The organism is Gluconacetobacter sacchari (assembly GCF_014174255.1).
GTDB lineage: Bacteria > Pseudomonadota > Alphaproteobacteria > Acetobacterales > Acetobacteraceae > Gluconacetobacter > Gluconacetobacter sacchari.
Map to the genome: position 1 here is coordinate 1 of NZ_JABEQJ010000052.1, position 11722 is coordinate 11722.

An 11722-nucleotide genomic window follows, 5' to 3' on the forward strand; every position below is an offset into this window, starting at 1 on the left:
GGTCGCAGCCGTCACGCCCACTTCGCGCGAGACCATCTCCAGGTCCTCACCGCGCAGCAGACGAAGCACGGCCTCCTTCTTGCGGCGGCGTGACATCCGTCCACCATGCCCTGGTCGTTTCGCGTCGTTCTTCAGGTCGTTCCTCATCGTGACACCTCCGCACGTGTCTCACGTGTTTATCGGGTGTCTCAAAAAACCGGGAGGCGAGAGAGTTTGAAGAAACGCCACATGGAGCCGTAGCCGAACTCATGGCCCATGCCACGTAGAACCGCCTGTAATTCGATCGTGCCGATATCGGGATTTTCCGACACCAGGCGACGGATCAGCTCATGGTGTTTCTCGATACGACCCGATCGTCGATCTCCGCCCAAAGGGCCAGGTGTAAGCTTGCCTTTCTCCCGTTCAAGCGCACGCCATCGGCTTACGCTCGCAGCGCTCACGCCAAATCGCGCCGCAGCAACCCGGTGGCTCGCGCCTTGCGAGACCGCAGCCAGAACACGGGTGCGAAGATCCACGGACAGAGCTTTCGACATGACCGCCGGCCTCCCGTCCGGCCATCATGATGAATCATAAATACGCCCGCTTGGGTACCTCTGACGACTCATTCAGAATGAATTCCGCTCTAACGACCTTCTCGCGGAGTGGCAGCACCACTGGAACTGGCATCGTCCCCATACCGCGTTGGCTGGCGCATCACCGATCGATCGCGTCATCGCATTCAGGGATCGAACACCGATACGCGAGGAGATCGAAGCCGCCTTTGATCCAGAAAGCGAATGAATCCGACATAGCAATTCTCGTCTCGATCAGGCTCTCGCAACAGTGAAATGATCTCTCCAGACCCTACACCTCATCCCAGAAACAGCTGGCACTGAATCCTTATCCGTGAAACGGACATGATCGGATCATGCACGACTGCCTTCGATACGAGGGCGCCCGTGAGATTCAACCGATCGATGATCATCGTCACTGATCGCCGCCTGGAAGACTCTTAAGTTTCTTCATAAACGTGGCGAAGTGAGGAAACAGATCCGAAAATATTTCATCGTCCCGATATCTGAGAAGAACGTCTCCGAGCAGCTTTATGCCGATGGTCAGCTGCGCCGCGTCGTCCCCCGATACGATCGCGAGGGAGTCGACACGTCTAATCAGTTCCTGAAGATCATCACGGCTTGATAATTCGAAGCTGATAGACTGACCAGAGATACTCCAGGCCGCCTTTTTTTCCCGGTCATGACGCTCGATATCAATATGGTAGTTGAAGGGCATCTTCAATTCCTTGCTCCCAAAAACAGACTACGGTGACGGTGAAATATTTGCGGAACGATTGGCTGGCGACCCGGGTCGTCTGCGTGGCAGTACCGTGCGCAGTATTGCTGCAATTGTGGGCATCGCTCGCGGGCGCTTGAGACGCGGGTCATATCCGGAAAAACGCCGGGCATTTTCTGACAGACATAAACCCAGGATATCACGCAAGCCGATATCGGTGCCAGAGACGTCTTTAGTCCCGGAAATAGTAAAGTTGTTGTCCTGGTCACGCACTTCACCGTTGCCATCCAGGGTCCGGACCATTCCGATGCGCTCGTACGCGAGAAAAAGCCAAACGGCCAGCACCCGAAACTCAAACCGAACTCGCCGGTACAGCGTCAACGTGGTGCGATGCCAGGCCAGCCAGTTGGCGAACAGTAGGATATGGCGGCATTCTTCCTGCATGACCGGTTCGAAAGTCTCGATCAGTTCTTCAGGAAACAAGCCGGATCGCCCGGCCAGCTCGAATAGGCCGAACGCAAAGAAGCTATCCACGCATTCCGAGAATCCGGTCACGAGATAAGCCCATTCGGCGTCACGTGGAACGACATAGGGAGGCTCTGGCGCCATGTCGATCTGATAGGCCTCCACGAGCTTCGTCAGCACTTCCTTATGACGGTTTTCTTCCCAGGCGTTCCGCGCGATTGCGTCTCGCATATCGGGGTCGGTCATCGTCGCGGCATAGGCTGCCATGCGGAGGCGCGCTTTCCCCTCGGTTTCCACCGCAATATCCCAGATGGGCAGGGATGTTATTCTTTTGAGCGTATCCGGATCCAGTTGTGGCCAGGCAATGACCGAGGGACGGTAAGGATTGAATGTCTCGCGAAACATATCGGCGACAGCACGCTTATGGTCCGCCGTGCCGGGTCTCAAGGTTCCAGATGTGGTCGCTCGCCAGTGCCTCGCCCGGTAATCGGCTTCGGCGATTGTGAAGGGGTTCTCAGGCTGAGCGCGCGTTTCCATGGGCAAATGCCCATAAATTTTTACAAGCTCTGCCTCATCCGGCGTGCGGCGCGAAGAAAGCCAGCGCTTTTCGGATAGAAAGCGCATAGCCAGACGATCTGCTATGGCGTGCAACATTGCACAAATCCTCGGCTCTGTCGGAAGAGCTTTCCAACCGGAGTCTTCAATATCGATCGCACCAGTCTGGTGCGACGCTTGAGGGACGGTCGCTTCATAACGCGTCTGCTTTTCTGACCTCGAGGATAATCCCCTCAAGCATCGCCTTGAGCTGCTTCTGTCTGGTCATCGACAATTGCGATGACGCGAGGTCGTTCACGCTCGCGGCAGCCTCGAGCGCCTGATCCTTCAGACGCATCGCGCGCTCCGAGGGCACGATGATCTGCGCGCGCCCGTCGGTCGGATGGGGACGACGCGTGATCAGACCGTCGCGTTCCATCCTCCCAAGCGTATTGCCCATTGTGGCCTGCTCGATATCCAGCCGCTCCACCAGGTCGCGCTGGGTAAGATCTTCGGCAACCCAAAGCTGCTGCAGGACCATGAATTGCGCGACGGCGAGGTCAAGGGGCGCCAATGCGCGTGCCAGCGTCTGTGTCAGAACCCTTGCGCACCGATTGACCAGATAGCCCATGGATTCGATGGGCTGCTCGTCGCATGCAGAAATGGAATCTTTTTTTCGTTGCACAGCGTGCTGTCCTTATATACATAGCGTGCTGTTGTTATTTGTAGCGAAAGGCGTCTGACGATGCAAGCCCTACCCGATCGAGGGGAAATCCCTGCAAAAGGCACCACTCCCACAGGCGCAGCATTTATAATGAACGCTGCGCCGGTCCACTGAGACAATGGACAAGACACCCCTTATCGGCCTCGCGGGCGCTATCACGCTCGCGATGATGACCGAACTGAATGACCAGATTTCGTCTCAGGCACTGGTCGATATCAGTGGGGCGATCGGTATGAGCCATGATCCTGCCACCTGGTATGAAAGCCTGTACACCTCCGCCGAAATCATCGGCATGGCATTGTCTCCATGGTGTGCCGTAACGTTTTCACTGCGTCGTTTCGCGCTGTTTGTTGTCGCGCTGTGCTGCCTCTCAACTCTCGGCCTGATTACGACCGGCTATCCGATCGTGCTTTTTGGCTTGCGCGTTTTACAGGGTCTGTCCGGTGGTTTTGCCATCCCCCTATTGATGACGACGGCGCTGCGCGTGTTACCGCCGCCAATCCGGCTCTATGGTCTGGCGGCATATGCCCTGACGGCGACTTTCTTTCCCAATCTCAGCACGGCGTTAGCCGGACTTTGGACCGATCTGGTCGGTTGGCACTTCATCTTCTTCCAATGCGTGCCTCTTGGCGCTGTCGCAGGCGCGCTGATCGCATTCGGATTGCCGCAGGATCCACCGAATTACGGGCGGTTTCGCATGCTCGACTGGCGCGGGATTCTATTGGTGGTTGTCGGTATCGGCTCATTGTCCACGACGCTGATGCAAGGCACCCGGCTGGACTGGTTCAACTCTCCTTTGATCTGTGTGCTGGGGCTGACCAGCCTCGTCTGCATGCCGCTCCTCGTCATCAATGAGTGGTTCCATGAACTGCCCCTGCTCAAGATTCAGCTATTGCTGCGACCGAATTTCGGCTACGGCGCGCTCGCTCTTTTCACATTCCTGATCATCGCCTCGTCCTCATCCACAATCCCCGGGGCAGTGCTGACTCAGATCGCGGGCTATCGGCCTGAGCAGGTCTATCCGATCACGCTCGAAATCGCGGCGGCCCAGCTCCTGCTTCTGCCTCTGATGGCGATCGTTCTCGATATTGCATGGGTTGATTCCCGCGTCGTCAGCTTTATCGGCATGACCTTCGTGTTGGCTGCCTGCATCGGCTCGTCCTTCGTCACGGTCGCCTGGCAACGGGACCAGTTTTTTCTCTGGCAGGGCCTGCAAGCATGCGGTGAGGCCATGATTGTCATGCCGTTGCTGCTGATGGCCACCAATACCGTCAAGCCTCCGGAGGGACCGTTTGCGGCTGGACTGATCCATACGCCGCGTGCCCTGGCGGAGGCTGTCAGCGCCTGGGTTTTCGAGCTGGTCAACCATTGGCGTGGTGCGCTGCATTCCGACCGACTGGCCGATCAGGTTGGAAGAGAGCGTTTCCGCACCTGGCAGGCAAACGGCGTCTCCTGGCAGCATCCGGCACCGTTGCTTCCAGATGGAATGCCACGCAGCGCTGGCAGTGTTGCCTTGTTCAAGCAGGAAATATCGAAACAGGCCCTGGCTCTCACCCTGAGCGACGCCTTTCTGGTGATGGCCGCCCTCACGGTTGTCCTGATGATAATCCTCATCACGCTCCCTGTCCGCACGTACCCGCCACGTATCGCGCTAGCGCAATTCAAACCGAAATAAAAATTCCTATAGGGGAAGTCGTTGTGATGTCGGAAAAAAAAGAAGAAGTGCCGCGGCGACGGTCACGTTGGCCCATGCGCCTGGCCGCGCTGATCGTCGTGATATTCGTTGTGATCGTGCTGGCGATTATTTACCTGCCAAGCCGACATGTATGGACGGACGATGCGTATGTGACCGCGCATTATACGGTCGTCGCCCCGCGTGTATCGGGACAGGTCTTCACTGTGGACGTCGACGACAACCAGCCTGTTCATGCGGGTCAGGTGCTCGCAACGCTCGACGATCGCGATTACCGCACGACGCTCGCTTCCGCGCAGGCGACGCTGGCCCGTGACAAGGCGATGGCGCTCGATGCTGCCGCCGCCGTCACCCGCCAGCCCGCCCTGATCGACGAGCAGAAAGCGAACGCCGCCCAGATCGAGGCCCGCCTCGCCTTCGCGCGCCAGAATGCCCGTCGCTATACGAATCTCGCCCAGAGCGGAGCCGGCACCACGCAGGAACACCAGCAATCGGATGCCGCACTCCGCCAGCTCGACGCCGATCTGCAAGGCGCCAACGCCCAAATCACGGCGGCGCAGGATCAGCTCGCGATCCTGCGCGCCCAGTACCAGTCGGCACTCGAGACCATCCATCTGGACGAGGCACGCGTGCATCAGGCCGAACTCGACCTGTCCTACACGAAGATTCGCGCGCTGATGGACGGCATGGTCGGCGAGAAGTCGGTGCAGGTCGGCAATTACGTCGCACCGGGTGCGGCGCTGATGGCGCTGGTCCCGCTGGACCAGATCTGGATCATGGCGAACTATCGCGAACTTGCGCTGCGCCATATGCGGCCGGGCCAGCATGTCCGCATCCATGTGGACGCGTACGACATCACGCTGGACGGGATCGTCGATTCCGTGCCGCCGGGCTCGGGCGCCGCGTTCGAGCCGATCGCGCCCGAGAACGCGACCGGAAACTTCACCAAGATCGTCCAGCGCCTGCCGGTCAAGATCGTCCTCGCCCCCAAACAGCCGCTCGCAAGGCTGCTGCGTCTGGGCATGTCGGTCGAGACCACGGTCGATACTGGCCTTGCCGATGTCGCGGCCCATCAGAACACAACGGCCGGCACGGTGACCGCGAAATGATCCGCCATCATCGCCTCCGCACGGTCCTTTGCGGCACGGTGTTCGCCCTGACGGGCTGCGCCGTGGGGCCTAATTTTCATGCGCCGCAGATCACCAGCCCGCGCCAGTGGGGCTTTGAGCCGCAGGCGCACAGCCGTCTGGTCTCGGACCCGATCGACACGCAATGGTGGCACAGCTTCCGCGATCCCGTGCTCGACAGCCTCGTCGACCGGCTGGCGGCGCAGAACCTCGACCTGCAGACGGCGGGGCAGCGGATCGATCAGGCCCGTGCTCAGATGCACGTCGCGGCCTCGGCCGGGCTGCCGCAGGTCTCGTGGGCCGGAAACTATGATTATCGCCGCCTCAGCACGCACGGCATTTTTTCGCTCGCCCAGCCACAGCCCAATGCGAACTTCCAGTTCGACTTCTTTTCCGAGGCCGTCAGCGCGGGCTGGGATCTCGACCTGTTCGGCATGATCCGCCGCGCGGTCGAAGCACAACGCGCGGGCGAGCTGGAATCGCTCCAGGCCCGGCGCGCCGTGGCGCTGGCCGCCGTCTCGGATCTCGCCACCAGCTACATGCAGCTGCGCGGCGTGCAGGAACAGGCGCGCATCACGCGCGACAACTTGGCCCTCGCCCAGCGCAACCTGGCGCTGGTGCAGAGCCGGTTCGGCAACGGCGTCGCGACCTCGCTCGATCTCGCACAATCCCGCGCACAGGTCGCGCAGATCGCATCCGCCCTGCCCGATCTGGACGATCGGGAGGCAACCCTCATCAATGCGATCGGCTTCCTGCTCGCTCAGCCGCCCCGCGCGCTGGAGGCCGAGCTGACAACGCCGGATATCCAGCCTCCGGTGCCGCCCACCGTGCCGGTCGGCCTGCCGAGCGATCTTGCACGCCGTCGTCCCGACGTGCTGGTGGCCGAAGCGCGTCTGCATCAGGCGACGGCGGAAGTCGGCATGGCGCAGGCCTCGTTCTATCCCGACATCACGCTGACCGGGAACATGGGCACCGAGTCCCTCTCGGCCGCCGATTTCTTCGCGCTGCCCGCACGGCAGTTCGCGGCGGGGCCTACGCTGAACCTGCCGGTCTTTCAGGGCGGACGCCTGATGGCCACGCTGCATCTGCGAAAAGCCCAGCAAAAGGAAGCAGCGATCGCCTTTCGCAAGACCGTGCTGGGCGCATGGAACGACGTGGACAACGCGATGACGGCCTACACGCAGGCCCAGCGCGCACGCGATCAGGTGCGCGAGGAACTGACACAGAACGAGGCGGCTTTGGCCGCCGCCCGCCAGCGCTACGTCGAGGGTGCTGCCGACTATCTCAATGTGGTCGCAGCCCAGGGGTCCGTGCTGGAAAGCCAGTCGGCGCTGGCCGCCAACCAGACGAAGATCGAAACCACCCTCGTCGGCCTCTACCGCGCGCTCGGCGGCGGCTGGCAGTTCGCCGAACCTACGCCGGGAACGCCAGCCGCCCGCACACAGGCACATATCTCGACCAACCCGCAACCGGTATTCTCAGGCGCCGCAGCGCTCATGCCTTGACGACTACAGGAACGTGATACCTGAACCGATTTCCAATTGTCAAAGACGTCCGCTTTGGCAACTTTGAAGCGTCCCGGGTTTTCCGGAGGCTCCTATCTGTGAGAAGGAGCTATGATGAACACGATGAGCCAGAGATTTTCGCCTGAGGTGCGGGAGCGTGCGGTCCGTATGGTTGGGGAGCATCGGGCCGATTACGGATCGGAATGGGCTGCGATGACATCGATTGCTGCCAAGATCGGCTGCACGGCCGAAACGCTGCGCCGCTGGTGCCGCGATGAGGCCAGGCGGCGGGCAGGACCGGCAGGGCAGGCTGGGGACGAGCGGGTTCGGCTCAAGGAACTTGAGCGCGAGGTCAAGGAGTTGCGCCGCGCCAACGAGATCCTGCGCAAGGCATCGGCGTATTTTGCGATGGCGGAGCTTGTCTTATGAGAACCCTCGGTTCCTGAGGCAAAAGGGAACCGCTACCCGGCACCGCAGCTGCGGTGCCGGCTAGCGGCGGGGGCGGCGCCGTGCGGAGCTTGGTCTTGCAGGACCGCGGTCGAGTTTGGCGAGCCTCCGTCTTTTCTTACGACCTGAACGGATACGTGGGCTACGGGCTCGAACGACAAGCATAGGTACATAGAAAAGATGGCCAAGGATACCATTGGGATCGACGTGTCGAAAGACCGTTTGGACGCTTTCTGGCATTCCCGGGATGAGATGCGCAGTCTGCCCAATACAGCGGAAGGTTTCGAGCAGTTATGCTCCTGGCTGGAACAAAATGACGATGTGTTGTTCGTCTTCGAAGCAACTGGCGCCTATCATCGTGGGCTTGAGCGACATCTCAGTCTGGCGGCACAGCCCTTCATCAAGGTCAATCCCAAGCAAGCCCGGCGATTTGCACAGGCGATTAGTCGACTGGCCAAGACCGACGGGGTTGATGCCAGGATGCTGGCGCGCATGGGTATCGCTCTCGATCTTGCCCCGCAAGACGTGGAGAGCGAAGATATCCATGATCTCAGAGAGTTGCTGACTGCGCGTCGCGCCCTCGTCAAAGATCAGATCACGGCGAAGACACGCCTTGCGACGGCGTTGAACCCGGTTGTTCGAGAGCAGCTCGGCCGCCGCATCGATGATATTGCCGCCGACATTCAGGCATTGGACAAAGTGATTGCGCAGATCGCCAGACAGCGTGGAACCCTCGAAGACCGCATCTGCCGATTGATGACAATACCGGGGATCGGCAGGTTGACCGCAACGACCATGCTGATCGACATGCCGGAGCTTGGACATTTCGACAATAAGAAAATCGCTGCCCTGGCCGGCCTTGCGCCCATGACGCAGCAGTCTGGGAAATGGCAGGGTAAGGAGCGGATCACTGGCGGTCGGTCATCGCTTCGGCGGGCAATTTACATGCCTGCGCTCGTCGCAATCCGCTTTAACCATGATCTTCATCGCAAATACCAACAGATGTTGAAAGCCGGAAAGGCTAAGAAAGTCGCCATCACTGCGATCATGTCTTCCGCCTCCCGGTTGGGATAGCGCCTATGGATGCTTAACCAACAAAGCCAAAATGCAGTAACCATTTATTAATCAAAATTGTATGGCCAATTGATTCAACACAGTTCTGTAAAATTGTACACTTCTGTTTCTTCAATCGTACGGGCGTGTTCGCTATCATATCTCTTTCGAAAGGAAGAGTTATGGACAAGACAACTACCGGTTGGGGAAGCGGCCTATTGGGCGTAATCATTTTTAGCGGATCGCTTCCTGCGACGCGCGTTGCCGTTGCTGATTTCTCCCCGACCTTCTTGACAGCGGCACGTGCGGTCATCGCCGCTTTGATCGCCATGTGTCTACTCTTCGCTCTCCGCCAGCGCAGGCCACAGCGTGCCGATTATCTCCCCCTCATCATTGTTGCGATCGGGGTAGTGGTTGGGTTTCCCTTATTAACGGCACTCGCTTTGCAGCACGTGACCGCCGCTCATTCGATAGTGTTCATCGGTCTCCTTCCGCTCACTACGGCGATCTTCGGTGTGCTCAGGGGCGGGGAGCATCCAAGGCCCGCCTTTTGGATATTCTCGGTGATCGGCGCTTCCACTGTGGTTGGGTTCGCCCTCTCTCGTGCCGCTGATGGCTCGCTTGCGGGCGACCTGCTAATGATCGCGGCCATTTTGTTGTGTGGGCTCGGCTATGCTGAAGGAGCGGCACTTTCGCGCCGGCTGGGTGGCTGGCAAGTGATCTCTTGGGCTCTTTTGCTCGCGCTGCCGCTGATGGCGGCAATCAGCTTCGGAACGCAGCCTAGGAACTGGACTGCTATCGAGCCAGCTGCCTGGATCAGCCTCGGCTATGTCTCGATTTTCAGCATGCTTGTCGGCTTCATCTTCTGGTATCATGGTCTCGCACTTGGTGGGATTGCCGGAGTCGGACAACTCCAGCTTCTCCAGCCCTTTTTCGGCCTAATTCTTGCCGCCACGCTGCTGCATGAGCCGATCGCCTGGACGATGATCGCTTCAACCGCGGTCGTTGTGCTGTGCGTCGCAGGCGCAAAACGCTTTGCCTGAACCCTCTATGGTCTTTTGTTTGGGGGTGGCCAATGCACGTAGAAAATGAAAGGCGCATTCCACGGGCAACGCGGAGTATTAAGCATTATATCCGATTGATGGGCGTGAATATTCATAACGATATGGCAATTCGACGCGTTTGCCGGCCCAAGCTACACGACGGAGCGGCAGGCGTTGTACAAGCAGACGTTGACTCCTCGCGATAGATACCGGCCTCTGACCTTTCGGGACCAGATGGACGCCATTATATCATTTTGAACTGCTACCGGCGCGCTCCATCGCGCGGCGTATAGCTGCCCAGATCCTCGGGTCGTTCGATTGGGCGACATTGAAACGCATGTAGGCTGACGCCGACCCGGTGACGCTGAAGACGTCACCAGGCGCTAGGACAACATCATCAACTAATGCCGCACGCGCCACGTCGGCAGCATTTAGCCCATCGGGTAGGCGACACCAGAGAAAGAAGCCGCCGCGCGGCATCTGCGGTAGCTCGAAGCCAAGTTCCTGTAGCTTATCGGCGGCCTCGCGTCGTGCACGGACCAGTCGCAGCCGAAGGGCGTCCATATGCTTGCGATAGCCGCCGCTGGTAAGTATCCCTGCGATCACATTCGCGGCGATAGGACTCGGTCCTCCGAAATTGACTGCCACTTGCAAGTCGATCAGGTCCGAGATCCACTCAGGGCGCGCGACAATATAACCGCACCGGATCGATGCCGAGAGTGTCTTGGAAAAGCTTCCGATTCTGATCACACGCTTTAGCCCATCGAGGGCTGCAAAACGTGGCGAAGGTTCTGGTTCGAAGTCGGCGAAGATCTCATCTTCGACAATTACCATGTCATGAGCAGCCGCAACGTTCAGGATTGAATGCGCTGTCTGCGACGATATCGTACTACTAGTCGGGTTATGAAGCGCCGAGTTAGTGATATAAAGCCGCGGCCTATGCGCCGAAACTAAAGCGTCGAATTCGGCGACGTCCGGTCCGGTCGACGTATAGCGCACGCCCACCACATCGGCTTGATGCGCGCGCAGAAGCGCCCGGAAATTAAAGTAGCAGGGATCATCTACCAACACGGTACTTCCAGGCTGTAGCAACAGGCGGCAAACGAGATCGATCGATTGGGTTCCCGACGCGGTCAACAGAAGTTGGCTGGCAGTTGCCTCTATTCCGTCTTCGGCAGAGCGCATGAGCAATAAACGGCGTAACTCGGCACTGCCGCTAGTCGATCCATAGTCCGTCAGCAGGAATTCCTCTGCCCGCGCCAGTGTTCGCAATTCGCGACGTAGCGCGGTGGCCGGCATCCAATGCGCCGGCAGCCAGCCGCAGCCGGGCTTTAGCATGCTCGGACAGGCGTCAAGTGACTGACGAGACACCCAAAATGGATCCACTGTGCGATCTCGCCTGAGGCCCTCCTCGCTCAGCGTCAATGTAGGCCAGTTCGAAGCTGAGATGTAGAAACCCGATCCGCGGCGCGCGCGCACGAGGCCCTCGGCTGCGAGCCGTTCATAGGCTTCGACTACTGTCGATGGCGAAACCCCCAATGTTGCTGCCAAATTGCGAACCGAGGGTAGGCGATCTCCGACCGCGAAGGCGCGATGAGCAATCTTACTTCGGATCGCCTCCATCACTCTCACCGTTTTGGATTCAAAATGCGTATCCATTTTTATTCCAATCTGTATGACAATCAATAATAGCACAGTTTGAATAAATTGTATCGCACTGTTCCTTCACAATCATGGCCGACGCTTATACTTGTACCGGTGCACGGATATGAGACATCGCGTTGCGCTGTTTGATTACGCTGCCAGTTTGAGATCCATTAGCGTCCGAGATGCAAGGGGCTTTTGGTCGAAACGGATCTGGT

Annotated in this window: 9 protein-coding genes and 3 pseudogenes; 7 read left to right on the top strand and 5 right to left on the bottom strand. The window is 59.0% G+C overall.

Annotated features, from left to right (window positions below; genetic code table 11):
- Positions 1-331: 331 nt before the first annotated feature.
- A pseudogene (locus HLH48_RS21755) lies at positions 332-533 on the bottom strand (helix-turn-helix domain-containing protein); the annotation flags it as partial.
- 94 nt (positions 534-627) lie between these two features.
- On the opposite strand from HLH48_RS21755, the pseudogene HLH48_RS23435 reads away from it, so the two are divergent.
- Positions 628-780 (top strand): annotated as a pseudogene (locus HLH48_RS23435) (IS481 family transposase); the annotation flags it as partial.
- Positions 781-966: 186 nt separating this feature from the next.
- Here the strand turns inward: HLH48_RS23435 and HLH48_RS21760 are convergent.
- The 3 genes from HLH48_RS21760 to HLH48_RS21770 all read right to left on the bottom strand — a co-directional run bounded on the left by HLH48_RS21760 (position 967) and on the right by HLH48_RS21770 (position 2953).
- Positions 967-1269: a DUF3861 family protein gene (locus HLH48_RS21760; RefSeq protein ID WP_182999561.1), complete on the bottom strand. Its 303-nt coding sequence runs from the start codon at positions 1267-1269 to the stop codon at positions 967-969.
- Between the two features lie 27 nt (positions 1270-1296).
- Complete coding sequence (locus HLH48_RS21765) at positions 1297-2358, bottom strand: ferritin-like domain-containing protein (RefSeq protein ID WP_373320287.1); 1062 nt, start codon at positions 2356-2358, stop codon at positions 1297-1299.
- A gap of 124 nt (positions 2359-2482) precedes the next feature.
- Positions 2483-2953 carry a MarR family winged helix-turn-helix transcriptional regulator gene (locus tag HLH48_RS21770; RefSeq protein ID WP_182999562.1) on the bottom strand — a complete coding sequence of 157 codons (471 nt, stop codon included), beginning with the start codon at positions 2951-2953 and terminating at the stop codon, positions 2483-2485.
- A 157-nt stretch (positions 2954-3110) separates the two neighbouring features.
- On the opposite strand from HLH48_RS21770, the gene HLH48_RS21775 reads away from it, so the two are divergent.
- The 6 genes and pseudogenes from HLH48_RS21775 to HLH48_RS21800 all read left to right on the top strand — a co-directional run bounded on the left by HLH48_RS21775 (position 3111) and on the right by HLH48_RS21800 (position 9860).
- A complete protein-coding gene (locus tag HLH48_RS21775; protein ID WP_182999563.1) occupies positions 3111-4667 on the top strand; it encodes an MFS transporter in 1557 nt (518 codons plus the stop codon).
- A gap of 74 nt (positions 4668-4741) precedes the next feature.
- Positions 4742-5794, top strand: a complete 1053-nt coding sequence (locus HLH48_RS21780; RefSeq protein ID WP_246387676.1) for an HlyD family secretion protein — start codon at positions 4742-4744, stop codon at positions 5792-5794.
- Complete coding sequence (locus HLH48_RS21785) at positions 5791-7317, top strand: efflux transporter outer membrane subunit (RefSeq protein ID WP_182999565.1); 1527 nt, start codon at positions 5791-5793, stop codon at positions 7315-7317. Before HLH48_RS21780 ends, HLH48_RS21785 begins: the two co-directional genes overlap by 4 nt.
- Positions 7318-7428: 111 nt before the next feature.
- Positions 7429-7722, top strand: a pseudogene (locus HLH48_RS21790) (transposase); the annotation flags it as partial.
- Between the two features lie 222 nt (positions 7723-7944).
- Positions 7945-8838, top strand: coding sequence for an IS110 family RNA-guided transposase (locus HLH48_RS21795; RefSeq protein WP_182999566.1), 894 nt, complete (start codon positions 7945-7947; stop codon positions 8836-8838).
- A gap of 161 nt (positions 8839-8999) precedes the next feature.
- Positions 9000-9860, top strand: a complete 861-nt coding sequence (locus HLH48_RS21800) for a DMT family transporter (RefSeq protein ID WP_182999567.1) — start codon at positions 9000-9002, stop codon at positions 9858-9860.
- 249 nt (positions 9861-10109) lie between these two features.
- Here the strand turns inward: HLH48_RS21800 and HLH48_RS21805 are convergent, their stop codons facing one another.
- The gene (locus tag HLH48_RS21805) at positions 10110-11519 is read right to left on the bottom strand and encodes an aminotransferase-like domain-containing protein (RefSeq protein WP_182999568.1); all 1410 of its coding nucleotides are present in this window, start codon (positions 11517-11519) and stop codon (positions 10110-10112) included.
- Positions 11520-11722: the final 203 nt, after the last annotated feature.